At 64.3% G+C, this 22369-nt stretch carries 2 protein-coding genes (1 of these 2 only partly in view); both read right to left on the reverse strand.

The window, feature by feature from the left end; genetic code table 11:
* Nucleotides 1-17823, reverse strand: coding sequence for a non-ribosomal peptide synthase/polyketide synthase (locus ACM6I7_RS05410; RefSeq protein WP_414888100.1), 17823 nt, complete (start codon nucleotides 17821-17823; stop codon nucleotides 1-3).
* Nucleotides 17820-22369 carry the 3' portion of an amino acid adenylation domain-containing protein gene (locus tag ACM6I7_RS05415; RefSeq protein ID WP_414888101.1) on the reverse strand. It continues 8464 nt past the right edge of the window, so only the last 4550 of its 13014 coding nucleotides appear in the window; the start codon falls outside the window, past its right edge; it ends in the stop codon at nucleotides 17820-17822. Before ACM6I7_RS05415 ends, ACM6I7_RS05410 begins: the two co-directional genes overlap by 4 nt.

Raw genomic sequence — 22369 nt, forward strand, 5'->3', positions numbered from 1 at the left:
TCAGGACAGCACTTGGCCGACTGCCAGTGCCAGACCGTCATGCCACCACGCGGCGAAACTGAAGACGTTGGGCGCCTTGAGAATCGTGAAGTGGTTGCCCGGCCCGTACCACACCGCCAGATCGCTGACCTGCCGCTGCCAGCCTTCGAGCACTGCCGCCTGTTCGCGCTGATTGCCCCACTCGTCCAGCGTCGGGTCATCGACCAGCACCAGCCGCACCGGCCCGGTATAGGCCAGTCGCGGTTGATAGACCGTGCGCAAGGCGCTGGCGAAGGTGCGTACCGGGCCATGCATCGCGTCCGGCGCCGCGCGCTCCGACAACACCCCGGCGCGCACCATGCCGTCGTGCAGCATGCGCAATTGCGTGGTGTCGTCGGCGTCGGCGAACAGCACAGGATCGATGCCCAGCGACTTGCCACAGGACAGTTGCAGGGTGTCGATCAGCCGTTGCAGCGCGGCAGTGGCGGTGTATGGTTTGCCCGCCGTGCCGTCACCGCCCGGTGCCTCGCTGTCGATCAACGTCAGCGAAGCCACCACGCGCCCGGCCGCCTGCAACTGCGCGGCCATGGCATGCGCGACCCAGCCGCCGAACGAATGACCGATCAGGTGCAGCGGCCCCTGCGGGTGGATCTGCTCGATGGCTTGCAGGTAGAACGCGGCAGCGGCTTCGACCGCGCTGTGCGGCACACTGACGCCGTCCAGCCCGCGCGGTTGCAAGCCGATGATCGGCCACTCCGGGCCGATCGCCTCGGTCAGGTGAATGAACCCGGTGACGCTGTCACCCGCCCCCGGCACACAGAAAATCGGCGCATGCCCCGACTGCCCGGTCTGAATCGTCAGCAGCGGTTGATACAGCGCCGGTTCCGGCGTCACCAGGGTTTCCAGCGCCTGGGTAATGGCCTGGCCAAGCGCTTGGATGTGCGGGTGCTTCATCATGGTCCGGTGATCGCCGGGGATGTCGATGCAACGCAGCAAGCCAATGTTGAAGCGCTCTTCCCAGCCGCGCGTCGGGCTCGGCAATGACTGGCCTTCCATCAGTTCCTGTGCACGGAACAGGTGGATCGGCTGGCTCGCCGGGCTGACCCGGTAATGCGCCAGCGCCAGACGATGCGCCGCTTCGCGATCAAAGTAATGCCAGGCGTCCGCCGCGCTGACCGTGGCCAGTTCCGGATCGGTCAGTTGCTGCGCCTGACAGCGCTTGAACAGCTCGGGGAAATCCAGCTGTTCGACTTGCGCTTCCAGCACTTGCACCGCCGCCAGCGCCGCCTCGGTTTCGGCACCCAGCATCAGCGAACGCCCTCGGCAATGGCCAAGTAACTGGCGCTTGTCGAGGCCCTCGCCGCTCCACATTGCCTTGTCCTGGGCGAGCGGGTTTGGCGCGTAGCTGTCGAGCATGCCGATGAAATCCACCGGCTCATCGAGGCCGAGCAATTGCTGCGCGACCTCATGCGCCAGCACCCCGCCGAACGACCAGCCCGCCAGCCGATACGGCCCGTGAGGCTGTACCGCGCGGATGATTCCGACCATGCGCTGCGCCATGCACTCAAGCGTGCGCAATTGCGCTTGCCCCAGCGGCACACCGGGCAAACCGTAAATCGGGAACTCGCCACCGATGTGCTGGGCCAGCGTCGGGAAATACACGTCCCTGCCGCTGAATTCATGCAGCAGAAACAGCGGCGTACCGTGCGCCCCGGCACGCACCACGACCAGCCCGTCAGGCTGACTGAGCGCCTCATCCTGACTGAGCAGCGCGGCGGCAGACTCGATGCTCGGATGCTGGAACAGTTCGGCCAGCGACAGTTGCAGCCCGGCCCGTTGCAGCAGATTGACCAGCTTCACCGCCAGCAACGAATGCCCACCGAGTTCAAAGAAGTTGTCGTGCCGTCCGACCTGTTCGACGCCAAGCACCTCGCCCCAGATCCGCGCCAGCGTGGTTTCGACTTCACCCTCGGGCGCCACGTATGGGCGGTTGATCACCGCATCTGCCCCCGGTTCCGGCAGGGCTTTGCGATCGATCTTGTCGTTTGGCGTCAGCGGCAACGCGTCGAGCAGCACAAACGCGCCCGGCACCATGTACTCCGGCAAACGCTCCAGCACATGGCTGCGCAAGGTATCCAACGATGGCGCGTCGATGCCGGCGCGCAAGCTGTACCAGGCCACCAGACGCTCATCGCGCACCATCACCACCGCTTGGCGAACCGCCGGATGTTCGATCAGCCGCGCCTCGATTTCCCCCGGCTCCAGACGCAAGCCACGCAGCTTGATCTGGAAGTCATTGCGGCCGAGGAATTCCAGTTCCCCATGATTGTTGTAGCGCGCCAGATCGCCAGTGCGGTACAGGCGATCCCCCGGCACAAACGGGCTGTCGATGAAGCGCTCGGCCTGCATCTCCGGCAAGCCGTGATAACCACGTGCCACGCCGACGCCGCCGATGTGCAACTCACCGCTGACGCCTTGCGGCACCGGTTGTCCGTACGCGTCGAGCACGTACAGGCGTGTATTGCTCAAGGCTGTACCGATTGGCACCACGTTGTCCGGCACCGGCATGTCCGGCTCCAGCGTCCAGCCCGTGCTGTCCACCGTGGTTTCAGTCGGGCCATAAACGTTGTGCAACCGCACCCAAGGCAAGCGATCACGCACCTGCCGCGCCAGCGCTGCACTGAGTTCGCCGCCACCGTTGAGCACATCGGTCAGGCTGGTGCATTGCTCGACACCGTCCTGCTCAATGAACTGCTGCAGCAGCGCCGGGACGAACTTGACTACCGTCACCTGCTGCTCGCGAATGGTCTGCACCACATACGCCGAATCGCGGTTGCCGTCCGGTCGCGCCAGTACCAGACGCATCCCGGAACACAGCGGCCAGAAAATCTCCCACACCGAACTGTCGAAGCTGAACGGCGCTTTTTGCAGCAGCGCACCGTGCTCGGTCGGCGGGCTGAGCTGCGAACCCCAATGCACCATGTTGCAGGCGCTGCGATGCTCGATCATCACGCCTTTCGGCAACCCGGTAGAGCCCGAGGTGTAGATCATGTAGGCGAGGTTCGAGGCGCTGAGGCCCGGCACTGGCGAATCGTGATCCGGCAAATGTTGCCAACTGCCGTAATCCAGGTCGATCAACGCCGCGGCACCTTCATCGAACAACCCGCGAGTAGCGGTCTGCACCAGCACCGCGGTCGGCGCGCTGTCCTTGAGCATGTAGGCCAGACGCTCCGCCGGATACCCCGGATCCAGCGGCACATAGGCACCACCAGCCTTGAGGATGCCGAGCAGACCAACGATCAGATCCAGCCCACGCTCGACGCAAATCGCCACCCGCGCATCCGGCTGCACACCGAGTTCGCGCAGGTACTGGGCCAAGCGGTTGGCGCGCTGATTGAGCTCGCGGTAGGTCAGGTTTCCTTGCGCGGATTGCAGCGCGACAGCGTCCGGTTTGCGCCGCACCTGCGCTTCGAACAAGCCATGCAACGGTTGCTCCAACGGACAATCAACAGCGCTGGCATTGAAATCGACCAGCAAACGCTGCTGCTCCTGCGGTGCGAGCAACGGCACTCGCGCAAGCACGGCCCGATCATCATTGATCAGCGCCGCCAGCAGTCGCTGGAAGTAGCCGACAAACCGCTGCACCGTCGCCTCATCGAACAACGCCGTGGCGTAGCGCAACGAACCGCGAATGCCGTCGGGCGAATCGCCGAGGCTCAGTGACAGGTCGAATTTCACAAAGTGGCTGTCGCCGGCCACCCCTTCCAGGGTCAGGTCGCCGAGGGTCAGGCTCGGGCCGTCGTTGTTGTCCCAACTGAGCATGGTCTGGAACAACGCGCTGTGCGACAGGCTGCGGACAGGCTTGCTGATGTCCACCACTTGCTCGAACGGCAGATCCTGATGCGCCTGAGCGTTCAGGGTTTGCGCCTTGACCCGCGCCAGCAACGCCTCGCCGCTCGGTTCGCCCGAGGTATCGATGCGCAGCGCCAGGGTGTTGACGAACATGCCGATCAGGCCTTCGATCTCGGCGCGGGTGCGGTTGGCCACTGGCGAGCCAATCACCACGTCGTTCTGCCCGGACAAACGACTGAGCAACATCGCCCAGGCGCTCATGATCACCATGTACGGCGTCACCGCGCGACGCTGACACAAGGCTTTCAAACCGGCGCTCAAGTGTTGATCAAGCAGCATGTCGACGCGGCTGCCGGAATAGTCCTGCTGTGGCGAACGCGGACGGTCGGTGGGCAGGGTCAGCAAGGCCGGCGCGCCGGTCAGGGTCTGCTGCCAGTAATCGCTCTGGCGCTGCAGCACCTCGCCGCTGAGCCAGCGCCGTTGCCACACTGCGTAGTCGGTGTATTGCAGCGCCAGCGGCGGCAGCGGATCGTCTTCGCCACGGCTGAACGCTTGATACAACGCGGCCAGCTCACGGGTCAGCACGCCCATCGACCAGCCATCGGCGATGATGTGGTGCAGCGTCAGCAACAGCACATGATGGTCGTCGGCCAGACGCACCAGACGTCCGCGCAGCAGCGCATCGTGCTGCAGATTGAAGGAGGCGCAGGCCTGTTCCTCGATCAGGCCACGCAAGGCGTTGTCAGCCTGTGGGTGCTGACGCAAGTCTTCTACCGCCAGCAACAGACCGATCTCGGCCGGCAGGATCAACACCTGCGGCTGATCGTCGATCTGGCTGAAGCGGCTGCGCAGGGTTTCGTGACGCGCGACGATGCGTGCCAGTGCCCGTTGCAGCGCGTCTTCATCCAGCCGACCGCGCAGGCGCAGACCGACCGGGATGTTGTAGGCGCTGTTGCCGCCGTCCATCTGCGCCAAGAACCACAGGCGTTGCTGAGCGAAAGACAGCGGTAATAGCTGATCGCGGGGCGCCGGCAAAATCTCCGGCAAGGTGCTGCGCCCCGCCCGGCTCAGCACCTCGGCGACAGCGGCCAGCTCGGGGTTGGCGAACAGCTCGGCCAGCGTCAGCTCGACGCCCAACTGCTGGCGCACTTGCGACAGCATGCGCATCGCCAGCAACGAATGCCCGCCCAGTTCGAAGAAGTTGTCGTGACGACCGACCTGTTCGAGCTGCAGCAAGCCAGCCCAGATCCGTGCCAAATGGTGTTCCAGCGCCGAGATCGGCGCCACATACACCCGACTTAGCATCGCTGCCTGGGTCGGCGCCGGCAGCGCCTTGCGGTCAACCTTGCCGTTGTTGTTCAACGGCAGTACATCCAGTTGTACCCAGGCGGTCGGCACCATGTATTCCGGCAGTCGCGCTAGCAACTGCGCGTGCAGGTCGGCGCTGTCCAGGCGCCCGGCGTGGGCGGTGTAGTACGCCACCAGACGCGTGATGTCCTGACCACCGCGGCGCGCCAGCACCACCGCTTCCTTGATCCCCTGGCAGTTGAGCAGGCGGTTTTCGATTTCGCCCAATTCGATACGGAAACCGCGAATCTTCACCTGATCGTCATTGCGCCCGATGCAATCGAGCTGCCCCGGGGCCAGCCAGCGTGCGAGGTCACCCGTGCGATACAGCAACGCACCCGGCTGCTCGCTGAACGGATCACACAGAAACTTCTCGGCGGTCAGATCCGGGCGATTCAGATAACCCAGCGCCACGCCCTGCCCGCCGATGTACAACTCGCCGGTCACGCCCATCGGTACCGGTTGCTGATGCGCGTCGAGCACATACACCTGGGTGTTGGAGATCGGCGCGCCAATCGGCACGCTTTCGGCGTTTTCCGCCACTTCACGCACTTCGAAGGTGGTGGCGTAAGTGGTGGTTTCGGTCGGACCGTAGCAATGCACGATGCGCAGCGCCGGCGCCTCGGCCAGCAGTCGACGGAACGCCGCCGGATCGCCCCGTTCACCGCCACACAGCAGAATGCGCAGGCCTTTCAGCGCCTGCGGAATCAACTGCACGTACTGGTTGAACAGCGCAGTGGTGACGAACAGCACAGTCGCCCCGGAGGCGCTCAATTCATGGCCGAACGCGTTCGGATCAAGCAGGGTCTGGTGATCGATCACCACCACACGCCCGCCGTTGAGCAGCGGTCCCCAGATGTCCATGGTGCTGGCGTCAAACGCCGGATTGGAGGCGAACACCACGCGGTCCTGCGCATTGAAATCGGCGTAACCGTTGTTCAGCACCAGGCGGCCGATGGCGCGGTGCGGCACCATCACGCCTTTCGGGGTGCCGGTGGAGCCGGAGGTGTACATGATGTACGCCAGCGACTCCGAGGACTGCGCCAGATTCGGGTTGTGCGTCGGCTGACCGCTGAGGGTCAAGCGGTCGAGGTCGATGCGTGGTGCAGCGTAGTCGATGACTTCACTGCTGAGGGTCAGCAACGCCGCGGCCTGACAGTCCTCGACCATGAACGCCTGCCGCTCGCTCGGCGCATTGATATCCAGCGGCACATAGGCCGCCGCGCACTTGGCAATCGCCAGTTGCGCCACCAGCAATTCCAGCGAACGCGGCAACAGGATCGCCACGTGGTCGCCCGGCTGCACGCCTTGGCTGAGCAAGTGATGCGCCAGACGGTTGGCCTGGGCGTTCAGCTCAAAGTAGCTCAGCGAATGCTCGCCATGCACCGCCGCCACCGCCTTCGGATGTGCCGCTGCCTGCTGCTGGAAAATCCCGTGCACGGTCAGCGTTTGCGGGTACTCGCGCGCCGTGGCGTTGAAGTCGTAGAGCAAGCGCTGACGCTCAGACTCGGCGAGTAACGTCACCCGCTCCAACGCCGTCTGCTCATCGTTGACCATCGCCGCCAGCAGGCGCTGCAAGTAGCCGACATAACGCTCGACGGTCGCTTGATCGAACAACGCCGTGGCGTATTCCAGCGAACCGCGAATCATCCCGTTGACCTCACCCAGGGTCAGGGTCAGGTCGAACTTGGCCACCCGGCCCGGCGCGGCCACGCCTTCGAGGCGCAGATCGCCCAGCGTCAGGTTTGGCCCGACGCTGCTGTCCCAGCTCAGCATGGTCTGGAACAGCGGACTGTGCGCCAGACTGCGCGCCGGCCGGGCGATTTCCACCACTTGCTCGAACGGCAGATCCTGATGCGCCTGCGCTTCCAGCGTGCGCGCCTTGACCCGCGCCAGCAGTGTGGCCACGCTCGGCTCGCCCGAGGTGTCGATGCGCAGCGCCAGGGTGTTGACGAACATGCCGATCAGGCCTTCGATCTCGGCCCGGGTGCGGTTGGCCACCGGCGAGCCGATCACCACGTCGGACTGCCCGGACAGACGACTCAGCAACAGCGACCAGGCACTCATCAGGGTCATGAACAGGGTCACGCCGTGCCGCTGACTCAGGGCTTTTAGCCCGGCGCTCAGGCGCTCGTCCAGCCGTACTTCGACGCTGCTGCCGGCAAAATCCTGCTGCGCCGGACGCGGACGATCGGTGGGCAAGGTCAGCAAGGCCGGTGCGCCGTCGAGGGTCTGCTGCCAGTAATCGCTCTGCCGCTGCAGCACTTCACCGCTGAGCCAGCGCCGCTGCCACACGGCGTAGTCGCCGTATTGCAGCGCCAGTGGTGGCAATGGATCCGGCTGACCGTGACTGAAGGCCTGATACAGCGCCATCAGCTCACGGGTCAGCACACCCATCGACCAGCCATCGGCGACGATGTGATGCACGGTCAGCAACAGCACATGGTGCTCGTCAGCCAGACGCAGCAGGCGTCCGCGAATCAGCGGATCGTGCTGCAGATCGAAGGCAGTCGCGGCTTCCAGCGCGAGCAGTGCCTGCACCGTGGCTTCGGCCTGTGAATCCTGGCGCAGGTCTTCCACCTGCAACAGCAGGCCGCTATCGACCGGTGCAATCGTCACCTGTGCCTGATCGTCGACGCTGACGAAACGGCTGCGCAGGGTTTCGTGCCGCGCAACGATCTGCGTCAGCGCGCGCTGCAAGGCTTCGACATCGAGTTGCCCGCGCAGACGCAAGCCAAGCGGAATGTTGTACGCCGAATTGCCGCCGTCCATTTGCGCGAGGAACCACAGGCGTTGCTGGGCGAAGGACAGCGTGCCGTCACGCGGCACCGCTACGATCTGCGGTTGGCTACTGACCTGCGCTACGCAAAGGCATTCGGCGACCGCCGCCAGTTCAGGGTTGGCGAACAGATCAGCCAGCACCAGCTCCAGTCCCAGTTGCTGACGCACCTGCGCGACCATGCGCATAGCCAGCAGTGAATGCCCGCCGAGTTCGAAGAAGTGATCATGGCGGCCAACCCGCTCGACCTGCAGCACCTCGGCCCAGATCTGCGCCAGCGCGGTTTCCAGCTCACCTTGCGGCTCGATGTATTCGCGGGTGAATAGCGCAGTCAGGTCAGGTTTCGGCAATGCCTTGCGATCAACCTTGCCATTGGCGGTCAGGGGTAACGCGTCGAGCCGGACAAACGCCGCCGGCACCATGTACTCAGGCAATTGCGTGAGCAGGTGCGCGCGCAGATCAGCGACGCTCAACGATGCGCCCTGCTCGGTGTAATACGCCACCAACCGTGGCTGACCGGGTTCGTCCTCACGGGCCAGCAACACCGCATCCTGAACACCGGGGAGCTGATTGAGCCGGGTTTCGATCTCGCCCAACTCGATACGCACGCCGCGGATTTTCACCTGATCGTCGTTGCGCCCGAGGTACTCGAGCGTGCCGTCCTCACGCCAGCGCGCAAGGTCGCCGGTGCGGTACATACGTGCATTTGGCAGGCTGCTGAACGGATCGCGCAGAAAGCGTTCGGTGGTCATCTGCGGACGGTTCAGGTAACCACGGGCCACGCCGGCACCTCCGACATACAACTCGCCGATCACCCCTAGCGGTACCGGGCGTTGCCGTGCGTCGAGCAGATACACCATGGCATTGCTCACCGGTTTACCGATATGCAGCACCTCGCCCGCCGCAATCAGGCCGGAGGTAGCAACCACCGTAGCCTCGGTCGGGCCATAGTTGTTGATCACCCGGAACGGCTGGTTACGGTTGAACTGACGCAGTCGATCGCCGCCGATCAACAGGGTTTTCAGGGTTGGATGCGCCGGCTCCTGACTGAAGGCGTATTCGGCCACCGGGGTCGGCAGGAAGCTCACGTCCAGCGGCTGCGCACGCCACCAGGCAAGCAGTGCGTCGATGTCTTCGTTGCCGTCATGGGTTGGCGCCAGATGCACGGTCGCACCCACGCACAGCGCCGGCCAGACCTCCCAGGCCATGGCGTCGAAACCGAACCCGGCCAGGCTTGAGGTATGGCTGCCGGCGTGCAGATCGAAGGCCGCGCAGTGCCAGTCCACGAGGTTGCTCAGCGTCTGGTGCTCGACCATCACGCCTTTCGGCAAACCGGTGGAGCCGGAGGTGTAGATCACGTAAGCCAGATGCTGCGGGCTCAGGGCCGGCAGCGATGGGTTGTCGATGCGCTCGTTTGACCATTGGCGCAGATCAAGGTCGATCAGCGGCACCGTCAATGCCGGCAGGCGTTCACGCAGATCGCTTTGGCTCAGCACCACGACGGGCGCACTGTCTTGCAGCAGATAGCTCAGGCGCTCCGCCGGGTGCGCCGGATCCACCGGCACATAACCGGCGCCGGCCTTGAGAATCGCCACCAGCCCGACCAGCGTATCGAGACCGCGCCGGGCGACGATGGCCACGCGGTCGTCAGGCTGTACACCCGATGCAATCAGATGATGCGCCAGACTGTTGGCCTGGCGGTTCAACTCGGCATAGCTCAGCGAAGCACCGGCAAACACCGCCGCCAGCGCCTGCGGTCGTTCAAGCGTTTGTTGCTCGAAACGCTGGGCAATCGTCAGTCTCTGTGGGTAATTGGCGCGGGTCGCGTTGAAGCTGTGCAACAACTGCTCGCGCTCCCCATCCGGCAGGATCGACAGGTGCTCGAAACCTTGGTGCGGCGCGCGTTCCAGCGCATCCACCAGCCTGTGCAAGGCGCATTGCAGATAGTCGCAGGTACGCCGCGCATCGATGCCGGCACCGGCCAGCGCCGTCAGGCTGAAGCCTTCACCGAGATCGTCGACACTGAGGGTCAGGCGATAGTTGCTGTGTTCTTCGGCCTCAAGCAATTGCATGCCTTGCCAGGCCGTTTGGGCCTCGGCAGAACCGCCCTGCGCCGAGGCACCATGACGATAATTGAACAACGAACTGAACAGCGGCGTGCTTGGCGCCATGGCGCTGCAATGCTGGATGCGCGCCAGTTGCGCGTGTTCGTGTTGCAGCAACTGGCTCAGCCGTTGATGCGTCGCCAGGGCCGCGCCCTTGACGCTGTGCGCACGCAGATCGATGCGCAGCGGCAAGGTGTTGATGAACACCCCGAGCGCGCGTTCGGCGCCCTCGCCGCCCTGCAAGCGACCGAGCAATACCGTACCGAAAACCACGTCATCTCGACCGGACAACTGCCCCAGCACCTGCGCCCACGCCAGGTGCATCAGGCACGCCGCGCTGACACCCAGACGCCGCGCCTGACTGCGCAGGTCGCGGCTCAACGCGGTGTCGAGGCTCAACTGTGCCTGCGTGGCCAGCCCTTCCTGCGCCGGATTCTGCCCATAAGGCAAGGTTGGTTCGTCGACGTCACCGAGCATCTCGCGGAAGAACTCTTCGTGCTGCTGGTCACTCAAGCCGGACAGGGTGTGCGCCACATAATTGCGATACGGCACCGGCTCGGCCAGACGTTGCGGCTGGCCGCTGAGGAACGCCTGCATTTCGTGTTGCAGCACCTCCAGCGCCACGTGGTCCATCACCAGATGATGGAACAGCAACAACGCCACCACCCGCTGATTGGCGGCGTCCCACGCGTGCACCACGCGCATCAGCGGCGCCTGATTGACGGCCATGCGGTACTGCGCAGCGTCGAAACGCCGGCGCAATTGCTCCAGTACATCGCCGTCCGCGTCATGCAGTTCCAGGCATTCGCACGCCAGCGGCGCCTCACGCCAGACCACTTGCACCGGGTCTTGCAGTCCGTCCCAGAACAGCGAAGTGCGCAGGATGTCGTGGCGCTGGATTACGTTCTGCAAGGCTTGGGTGAAGCTGTTCAGGCGTTGCTCATCGGCAAACGCGAACTGCGCCTGCAACACATACGGATCGCCCTGTGCGGCGGACAGGTGATGAAAGAGGATGCCGGTCTGCAACGGCGCCAGCGGGTAAATATCCTGCACGTTGGCCACGCCGCCGGGGATGCTGGCGACGATACGGTCGATGCTTGGCTGGTCGAGCGCCACCAGTGGCAGCAGCTCGGGGGTGATGTGCGTGCAGTTCGCCGGGATGAGGTTGGCCGCGACTTCGGCCTCCGGTTCACCGCCCACGGCAGCGGCCAGTGCGGCGAGGGTCGGCTGGTTGAACAGCACGCGAATGTCGGCGCTCAGGCCGGCACGGCGCATCCGCGCCACCAGATTCACCGCTAGCAGCGAGTGACCACCGAGTTCGAAGAAATGGTCGTGGCGCCCTACCCGCTCAACCTTGAGCAATTCAGCCCAGAGCTGCGCGAGCGCGGTTTCCACTTCGCCGACCGGGGCTTCGTATTCACGGGCGGTCTGCGCCGCCAGATCGGGGGCCGGCAGCGCCTTGCGGTCAAGTTTGCCGTTGGGGCTCAGCGGCAATGCTTCGAGATGCACGAACACGGCGGGCACCATGTAGTCCGGCAGGTTTTCCAGCAAGTGGCCGCGCAGTGTTTCAATTTCCAGCTGTGCGCCGGTGTAGTACGCGACCAAACGCTTGTCGCCCGGCACGTCTTCGCGGGCCAATACGGCGGCTTCCTGCACGCCATCGATCTGGGTCAGGCGTGCCTGGATTTCACCGAGTTCGATGCGCAGGCCACGGATCTTCACCTGATCATCGTTACGGCCCAGGTATTCGATATTGCCGTCCGGCAGATAGCGGGCGACGTCGCCGGTGCGGTACATCCGCCCATTGGCCTGGAACGGATCATTGAGGAAACGTTCGGCGTTCAGCTGCGGACGATTCAGATAACCGCGTGCGACCTGCACGCCACCGATGTACAGCTCGCCGACCACGCCGTGCGGCACCGGTTGTTGCTGGGCATCGAGAATGTACATGCGGGTGTTGGCGATCGGTTTGCCGATCGGCGTGTTGTCCGGGGTGCTTTCCAGCGGCCCGGCGCAATTCCACGCGGTTACGTCCACCGCGGCTTCGGTCGGGCCGTAGAGGTTGTGCAGTTCGCTGTCCGGCAGTTGCTGCTTGAAGCGCCGCACCACGCTGCCCAGCAACGCTTCGCCGCTGCACATGACTTGCCGCAGACTGCTGCAACGTGCGGTGTCGGCGTGAGCAAGGAAAACATCGAGCATCGACGGGACAAAGTGCAGCGTGGTGATGTGTTCGCGCTCGATGATTTCGCTGAGATACAACGGATCCTTGTGCCCCTCGGGCCGGGCCATGACCAGACGTGCACCAGTCATCAGCGGCCAGAAGAACTCCCACACCGAGACGTCGAAGCTGAACGGGGTTTTCTGCAACACCGTGTCGCTGGCGGTCAGTTGATAGGCGTCCTGCATCCACAGCAGGCGGTTGACCACCCCGCGATGTTCGTTGATCACGCCTTTTGGTTGGCCGGTGGAGCCGGAGGTGTAGATCACGTACGCGGTGTGATTCGGGGTCAGCTCATTGACATGCAGGTTTTCCGTTGGCAGCGACTGCCAGTGCGGCTGATCCAGGTCGATCACCGGCACCGAAACGTCACCGAGCAACGAGCGCGTCGTTCCCTGCACCAGCACCGCCAGCGGCGCGCTGTCTTCCAGCATGTAAGCCAGACGCTCCAGCGGATACGCCGGATCCAGCGGCACATAACCGCCGCCGGCCTTGAGGATCGCCAGCAGCCCGACCACCATGTCCAGACCGCGCTCGACGCAGAGCGCAACCCGCGCATCCGGCCCTACGCCCAATTCACGCAGGTGCCGTGCCAGTTGATTGGCCCGGGCATTGAGCTCGGCATAAGTCAGTTGCTGTTCATCAGCAACCACCGCGGGAGCCCAAGGCGTACGCGCTACTTGCGCTTCGAACAGACCATGAATGGTCTGCTTAAGGTCGTAATCGACGTCCGTGGCATTGAACTCGACCAGCAAACGCTGCTGTTCTTCCGGCGCCAGCAGCGGCGCCTGTTGCAGCAGCGCCTGATCGTTGGCGACCATCGCCTGCAACAGGCGCAGGAAGTAACCGACGAAGCGCTCGACCGTGCTCTGATCGAACAACGCTGTGGCGTATTCCAGCGATCCGCGAATGATGCCGTTGGACTCACTGAGGCTCAGCGAGAGATCGAACTTGGCGAAGTGGCTCGGCTCGGCCACGCCCTCCAGCGTCAGTTCGCCGAGGGCCAGCGCCGTGCTTTCGAGGCCATCCCAACTGAGCAAGGTCTGGAACAACGGGCTGTGGGCCAGGCTGCGCACGGGCCGGGTGATTTCCACCACTTGCTCGAACGGCAGATCCTGATGTGCCTGCGCTTGCAGGGTTTGCGCCTTGACCCGCGCCAGCAGCGCTTCGACGCTCAGCTCGCCCGAGGTGTCGATGCGCAGCGCCAGGGTGTTGACGAACATGCCGATCAGGCCTTCGATTTCGGCGCGGGTGCGGTTGGCCACTGGCGAACCGATCACCACTTCCGCCTGTCCGGACAAGCGGCTGAGCAGCATCGCCCAGGCACTCATCAGCGTCATGTACAGGGTCACGCCGTGGCGCTGGCCCAAGGCTTTGAGCCCGGCGCTCAAGCGTTCGTCGAGCACGACGGCAACGCTGCTGCCGGCATAGTCCTGCTGCGCCGGACGCGGCCGATCGGTCGGCAGCATCAACAGCGCCGGGGCGCCAGCGAGGGTCCGTTGCCAATATTCGCTCTGGCGTTGCAGCACCTCGCCGCTGAGCCAGCGCCGCTGCCACACCGCGTAGTCGGTGTATTGCAGCGCCAGCGGCGGCAGTGGATCCGGCTGGCCGTGACTGAACGCCTGATACAGCGCCATCAGTTCACGGGTCAAAACACCCATCGACCAGCCGTCAGAGATGATGTGGTGCAGGGTCAGCAACAGCACATGGTGATCTTCGGCCAACCGCACCAGTCGCCCGCGAATCAACGGATCGTCCTGCAAGTCGAACGGCCCGGAGGCTTCGCCCTGAATCAGCGCCTGCAGGGTTTCCTCGGGTTGCGGGTGCTGACGCAGGTCTTCGACCCGCAGCAGAAGACCGGTATCCACCGGGGCGATCAGCACTTGCGCTTCGTCGTTGAATTGGGCGAAGCGGCTGCGCAGGGTTTCGTGGCGGGCCACAATGCGCGCCAGCGCGCGTTGCAGCGCCGCGTCGTCGAGACGGCCACGCAGCCGCAGGGCCACGGGAATGTTGTAGGCGGTGTTGGCGCCTTCCATTTGCGCGAGGAACCACAGGCGTTGTTGGGCGAACGACAGCGGCAACGCGCCGTCACGCGGGACCGGCACGATCTGCGGTTGCGCACAGCGTCCGGCCTCGTTCAGCACTGCCGCGACCGCCGCCAGTTCGGCGTTGGCAAACAGATCGCTCAGCGCCAGCTCGACACCCAGACGTTGGCGCACTTGCGAGACCATGCGCATCGCCAGCAACGAATGCCCGCCGAGTTCGAAAAAGTGATCCTGGCGCCCAACCCGCTCGACCTGCAGCACGTCGGCCCAGATCTGTGCCAGCGCGGTTTCTACCTCGCCTTCGGGCGCTGCGTACTCGCGGGTGAACAGCGCTGCCAGATCCGGCGCCGGCAAGGCCTTGCGGTCAACTTTGCCGTTAGCGGTCAGCGGCAGCGCGGCGAGTTTGACGAACGCGGTCGGCACCATGTATTCCGGCAAACGGCTGAGCAATTGCGCGCGCAACTCGCCCACCGGCAGCGCTTCGACCTGCGCCTGCTCGGTGAAGTACGCCACCAGTCGTGGCTGGCCGGGTTGATCTTCGCGAGCCAGCAGCACCGCTTCCTGAATCCCCGGCAACTGGTTGAGGCAGGTTTCGATCTCGCCCAGCTCGATGCGCACGCCACGGATCTTCACCTGATCATCGTTGCGCCCCAGATACTCGATGTTGCCGTCTTCACGCCAGCGTGCAAGGTCACCGGTGCGGTACATCCGCGCATTCGGCAAGGGGCTGAACGGGTCACGCAGAAAGCGCTCGGCAGTCATGTCCGGGCGATTCAGGTAGCCACGGGCGACCCCGGCACCGCCAACGTACAACTCGCCCGCCACGCCAAGCGGCACCGGGCGCTGCTGTTCGTCGAGCAGGTACACCGTGGCATTGCTCAGCGGTTTGCCGATGTGCAGCGCATCGCCGCTTTGCACCAGACCAGAAGTGGCGACCACCGTGGCCTCGGTCGGGCCGTAGTTGTTGATCACGTCGAAATGCTGGTTGCGATTGAACTGCCGCAAACGGTCGCCGCCGATCAACAACGTGCGCAGGGTCGGGTGTTCGAGGTTCTGGCTGAAGGCGTATTCGGCCACCGGGGTCGGCAGGAAGCTCACGTCCAGCGGCTGCGCGCACCACCACGCGAGCAAGGCATCGATGTCTTCGCCGCCCTCGTGAGTCGGCGCCAGATGCAGGGTCGCGCCCGCACACAACGCCGGCCAGACCTCCCAGGCCATCGCATCGAAGCCGAACCCGGCCAGGCTTGAGGTGTGACGCCCGGCACACAGGTCGAACGCGGTGCAGTGCCAGTCGACCAGATTGCTCAAGGTGTGATGCTCGACCATCACGCCTTTGGGCAAACCAGTGGAGCCGGAGGTGTAGATCACATAGGCCAGGTGCGCGGTACTCAGGCCCGGTACCTGCGGGTTTTGTGTGGCAGTCAGTGGCCAGTTGCAGTGATCGAGGTCGAGCACCGGGACGTTTAGCGCCGGCAGTCGCTCGCGCAGATGACTTTGGGTCAGTACGGCGACTGGCGCGCTGTCGTCGAGCAGGTAGTTCAAACGCTCGGCCGGATGCGCCGGATCAATCGGCACATAACCGGCGCCGGCCTTGAGGATCGCCACCAGTCCGACCAGGGTGTCCAGCCCACGGCGGGCGACGATCGCCACGCGGTCATCCGGTTTCACGCCCAGGCCGATCAGGTGATGCGCCAAAGCGTTGGCCTGACGGTTGAGTTCGGCGTAGGTCAAATGCGCATTGGCAAACACTGCCGCCAGCGCCTCAGGCCGCTCGGCCACCTGCGCCTCGAAACGTTGCTGGAGGGTCTGTGCCGTCGGGAAATCCACATGGGTGGCATTGAAGTCGAGCAGCACCTGCGCAAGCTCCGCCGCCGGCAGGATCGGCAGTTGATTGACCGGTGTCTGCGGCGCCTGCTCCAGCGCAAGCACGAGGTTTTCCAGCGCGCAGTGCAGGTAGTCGCAGATACGCTGCGGATCGGTCTGGGTGCTGGCCAGCAGGGTCAGGCTGAATGCATCACCGAGGTCATCGACACTCATCGTCAACGGATAGTTGCTGCGCTCTTCGGAATGCAACGTGGAGATACCGTCCCACGCCGCGAGGGTTTCGGCACTGGCGGTGGCGACGTTGTGGCTGTGGCGATAATTGAGCAGCGTGCTGAACAGCGGCGTCGGCGCCAGAACGTGACTGCAGCGCTGAGCCAGAGCCAGCGGTGCGTGTTCGTGACGCATCAGCGTGGTCAGCCGGGCGTGGGTGGCGTTGACTGCCGCGCGCACATCCTGGCCGTCGATGTTCACCCGCAACGGCAAGGTGTTGATGAAAATTCCCAGCGCCCGGTCAATCGCTTCGGCGCCTTGCATGCGACCCATCAGCACCGTGCCGAAGACCACCTGCTGCTTGCCGGTCAGCGCGGCCAGTATCTGCGCCCAGCCGAGGTGGAACAGGCTGGCGACACTGACGCCGAGCGTCCGTGCCTGCGCCCGCAGACGCTGGCCCAACAGCGCCGCGACCGGCACACTGAGTTCGACGATTTCGCTGCCGTCGCCTTGCACATCCTGCAGGCCGTAAGGCAGCGTCGGTTCATCGATGTCGCTGAGCATCTCGCGGAAAAACGCCTCGTGCTCGGCCTCGCTGACACCCAGAAGCGCCTGCGCCACGTAGTTGCGAAACGGCACCGGGCGCCCGAGCAGTTCACGCTGCCCGGTGAGGCAGGCGCGCATTTCGTGGCGCACCACGTCGAGGGCCGAGTGGTCGAGGGCCATGTGATGGAACAGCAGCGTGGCGATCACCCGTTGCCCGGCTTCATCCCAGGCGTGGGCCAGACGCATCAGTGGCGCCAGGGTAACGTCGAGGCGGAAGTGCCGGGCGTCGAAACGCTCATGCAGATACGCCAGCACGTCGCCATTTGCATCAGGCAACGTCACCTCTTCCACTGGCAGTTCGGCCCGACGCCAGACCACCTGCACCGGCGCGTCCAGCCCTGCCCAATGCACAGCGGTGCGCAGAATGTCATGGCGATCGATCACCGCTTGCAGCGCTTGAGCGAACGCTTGAAAACGCTCGCGGCTGGCAAAGGCGAAATGCGATTGCATGACATACGGATCGCCGTCACCGCCACTGACGTGGTGATACAGGATGCCTTCCTGCAACGGCGCCAGCGGGTAGATGTCCTGCACATTGGCTGCGCCGCCGGGGACTTGTGCGACGAGGTGGTCGATGGTCGCCTGGTCGAGTTCGACCAGCGTCAGCATCGCCGGGGTGATGCGCGTGGTGCCCGAGACGATGCCATTGGCCGGCACCTCGACCTGGCCGTGCTTGCTGGCCGAGTACTGCCCGGCCTTGATCAGTTCGATCAGCGCCGGTTTGTGCTCGCGCAACAGCGCCAGCAACGCCGGGTCGTTCAACGCCTGCTTGTTGCCATTGACCCGCAATTGGTCGTCCGCGACAGCCAGCTGGATATCTTTAGCCTTCAATGTGGCCAACAGTTCGATCACGTTCACAGGACGATCTCCATTCGTTCGGTAATTGCGGCGTAGCCGGCCAGGGTCGGATGTTCGAACAGCGACCCGACATCGGCTTCCATGCCTTCCTGACGCAAGCGGCCGATCAGACTGACCGCCAGCAGCGAGTGACCACCCAGTTCAAAGAAATGATCGTGGCGCCCTACCCGCTCGACGTTGAGCAACTCGGCCCAGAGCCGTGCGAGGGTGATTTCGACGTCGCCCACCGGGGCTTCGTATTCGCGCACCGGCAATGCCGCCTGATCCGGAACCGGCAGCGCCTTGCGGTCGAGTTTGCCGTTGGGGCTCAGCGGTAATGCATCGAGATGCACGAACACGGCGGGCACCATGTAGTCCGGCAGGTTTTCCAGCAGATGGCTGCGCAGCGTTTCGATTTCCAGGCGTGCGCCGGTGTAGTACGCCACCAGACGTTTGTCGCCCGGAACGTCTTCGCGGGCCAGTACGGCGGCTTCCTGCACGCCATCGATCTGGGTCAGGCGTGCCTGGATTTCACCGAGTTCGATGCGCAGGCCACGGATCTTCACCTGATCGTCGTTGCGACCCAGGTATTCAATGTTGCCGTCCGGCAGATAACGGGCGACGTCGCCGGTGCGGTACATCCGCCCATTGTTCTGGAACGGATCATTGAGGAAGCGCTCGGCGTTCAGTTCCGGGCGATTCAGATAACCGCGCGCCACCTGCACGCCACCGATGTACAGCTCGCCGACCACGCCGTGCGGCACCGGTTGTTGCTGGGCATCGAGGATGTACATCCGGGTGTTGGCGATCGGTTTGCCGATCGGCGTGTTGTCCGGGGTGTATTCCAACGGCCCGGCGCAGTTCCACGCGGTCACGTCCACCGCGGCTTCGGTCGGGCCATAGAGGTTGTGCAATTGGCTGGCCGGCAGTTGCTGTTTGAAACGCCGCACCACGCTGCCCGGCAACGCTTCGCCGCTGCACATGACTTGCCGCAGACTGCCGCAACGTGCGGTTTCGGCGTGGGCGAGAAAGACGTCGAGCATCGACGGAACAAAGTGCAGTGTGGTGATGTGTTCGCGTTCGATGATTTCGCTGAGATACAGCGGATCCTTGTGTCCCTCGGGCCGGGCCATGACTAATCGGGCGCCAGTCATCAACGGCCAGAAGAACTCCCAGACCGAGACGTCGAAGCTGAACGGGGTTTTCTGCAACACCGTGTCGGCAGAACTCAGTTGGTAAGCGTCCTGCATCCACAACAAGCGGTTGACTACCCCGCTATGTTCGTTGATCACGCCTTTCGGTTGGCCAGTGGAACCGGAGGTGTAGATCACGTAAGCGGTGTGCTGCGGGGCCAGTTCGGTTATCGCAAGATTGTCTGTCGGCAGCGCTTGCCAATGCGGCTGATCCAGGTCGATCACCGGCACGCCAACGTCACCGAGCAACGAGCGCGTCGTTCCCTGCACCAGCACCGCCAGCGGCGCGCTGTCCTCCAGCATGTAGGCCAGTCGTTCCAGCGGATACGCCGGATCCAGCGGCACATAACCGCCACCGGCCTTCAGGATCGCCAGCAGCCCGACCACCATGTCCAGACCGCGCTCGACGCAGATCGCCACCCGTGAGTCCGGCCCTACGCCCAATTCGCGCAGGTGCCGCGCCAGTTGATTGGCCCGGGCGTTGAGTTCGGCATAAGTCAGTGGCTGTTCATCAGCGGCCACCGCTGGTGCCCAAGGCGTGCGCGCCACTTGCGTCTCGAACAAGCCGTGAATGGTTTGCTCAAGGTTGTAATCGACCTCCGTGGCGTTCAGGCCGAACAGCAGATGCTGACGCTCGGCATCCGCCAGCACCGGCAGGCGATTCAACGCCTGCTGCGGAGTCTGCTCCAGCGCCTCGACCAGCCCCGCCAACGCCTGCTGCATGTAGCCACACACCCGCGCCGCGCCAATCTGCGAAGGGGTCATGGCCGTGAGGTCAAAGCCCTGCCCCAGGTCATCGACGTTGAAGCTCAGCGGATAGTTGGTGCGCTCCTCGCTGGAGAGGTTTTCGATGCCTTGCCAGGCCAGACGATTGGCCTGCAACTGTTCCTCGCTGACGCTGTGGCGGTAGTTGAGCATGGCGCTGAACAGCGGCGACGGCGCCGCCACCCCGCTGCAACGCTGGGCCAATGCCAGTGACGCATGTTCATGGCCGAGCAATGCGGTCAGTTGCGCATGGGTGGCGCGCACCCCGGCACGCACCGAAACATCACCCAAATCTACCCGCAGCGGCAGCGTGTTGATGAACATCCCCAGACCGCGATCAGCGCCGGTACCGCCCTGCATCCGCCCCAACAGCACGGTGCCGAACACCACGCGCGCATGTCCGGAGGTCGCCGCCAATACCTGGGCAAATGCCAGATGGAACAGGCTCGCGACGCTCACGCCCAGCTGCCGCGCCTGGCTGCGCAAGCGCTGCGCCACGGCGTCCGGCAGGCGCTGACGGAATTCTTCGATGTCATGGCCGTCACCGTGCACGTCCAGCAGACCGAACGGCAGCGTTGGTTCGTCAATTTCGCCGAGCATCGCGCGGAAAAACGCTTCGTGCTCCTGCTCGCTGACACCCAGCCGGGTCTGCGCCACGTAATTGCGATACGGCACGGCGGGGATCAGGGCTTCGCCGTGACCGAAGAGCAGCGCCTGCAGTTCCTGCTGCACCACTTCCAGCGCCGTGTGATCCATGGCGATGTGATGGAACAGCAGCATGGCGACCACTCGATCATTGGCCGGGTCTTGTGCATAGACCAGGCGAATCAACGGCGCCTGACTGAGGTCGATGCGGTAATGCCGCGCGTCGAAACGCTCATACAACTGCGCCAGAACATCACCGCCCGCCGGATCGAATGCAACCTCCTGCAGCGGCAGCTCGGCTTCACGCCAGACCACTTGCACCGGCGTCGACAACCCTTCCCAGACCACTCCGCTGCGCAGAATGTCGTGACGTGTCATGACCTGGCGCAGTGCGGCGGCAAAGGCGTGCAAGCGTTCAAGGCTGTCGAATGCCAGGCGCGATTGCAGCAGGTACGGATCACCCTGCCCGGCGCTCAAGTGGTGATAAAGAATGCCTTCCTGCAACGGCGCCAGCGGATAAATGTCCTGCACATTGGCGGCCCCGCCTGGCACCGTGGCGACGATGCGCTCGATGCTGGCCTGATCCAGTTGCAGCAGGGTCAGCATGTCTGGAGTGATATGCGTGCAACCGAGTGGAATCAGGTTATCCGGCACCGCGACTTCGCGACCGCTGCCGACGGCGGCGGCCAGTGCGGCGAGGGTTGGCTGGCTGAACAGCACGCGCACGTCAGTGCTCAGGCCGAGCTGACGCATGCGCTCGATCAGGGTCACCGCCAGCAGCGAATGTCCGCCCAGTTCAAAGAAGTTGTCGTGCCGCCCGACCTGTTCAACTTGCAGCACCTCGGCCCAGACCTGCGCCAGCGCGGTTTCCACCGGCCCTTGCGGGGCTGCGTATTCGCGGCTGAGCCAAGCGTCCTGATCGGGTTCGGGCAAGGCCTTGCGGTCGAGTTTGCCGTTGGCGGTCAGTGGCAGCGCCTCAAGCCGCACGTAAGCTGCCGGCACCAGTGCTTGTGGCAGACGCGCTTGCAAATGCGCGCGAAGATCCTCGTTATCGACTGTTGTGCGAGCAGTAAACCAGGCGATCAACCGCGCCTCGCGCACCAGCACCACCGCGTCCTGCACCGCCGGATGGCTGGACAGCGCGGCTTCGATTTCACCCAGTTCCACCCGCACGCCGCGCAGTTTGACCTGATCGTCGTTACGCCCCAGGTACTCGATATTGCCGTCGGCCAGCCAGCGCGCGAGGTCACCGGTGCGGTACATGCGCGCCTGCGGCTCGTCACTGAACGGGTCTTCGAGGAAACGTTCGGCGGTCAGCTCGGGACGGTTCAGATAACCACGGGCCACACCCGCGCCACCGACGTACAGCTCGCCCGCCACGCCAACCGGCACCGGACGTTGCTGTTCATCGAGCAGATAGACCCTGGCGTTGCTCATCGGTCGGCCGATGTGCAGCGATTGCCCGGCATGGATCTGCCCGGATGTCGCGACCACCGTGGCTTCGGTCGGGCCGTAGTTGTTGATGACGTCGAACGTCTGCCCACGCGAGAACTGGCGCAACTTGTCGCCACCGATCAACAGCGTGCGCAAGGTCGGGTGACCCAACTCACGACTGAAGGCGTATTCGGCAATCGGCGTCGGCAGGAAACTCACCTGCAACGGTTGCGCGCGCCACCAGTCGAGCAGTTCATCGAGGTGTTCGTTGCTGATCGACGGCGGCGGCAGGTGCAGGGTCGCGCCGACACACAGCGCCGGCCAGACCTCCCAGGCCATCGCGTCGAAACCGCAACCGGCGACGCTGGCGGTGTGGCTGCCGGCGCGCAGGTCGAACGCCTCGCAGTGCCAGTGCACAAGGTTTTCCAGGGTCGCGTGTTCGACCATCACGCCTTTCGGCTGACCGGTCGAACCCGAGGTGTAGATCACGTAGGCCAGATGCGCCGGGGTCAGCGTCGGCAGTTGCGGAT

The sequence above is a fragment of the Pseudomonas sp. IT-93MI4 genome (assembly GCF_949767635.1).
In the GTDB taxonomy this organism is placed as follows: Bacteria; Pseudomonadota; Gammaproteobacteria; order Pseudomonadales; family Pseudomonadaceae; genus Aquipseudomonas; species Aquipseudomonas putida_A.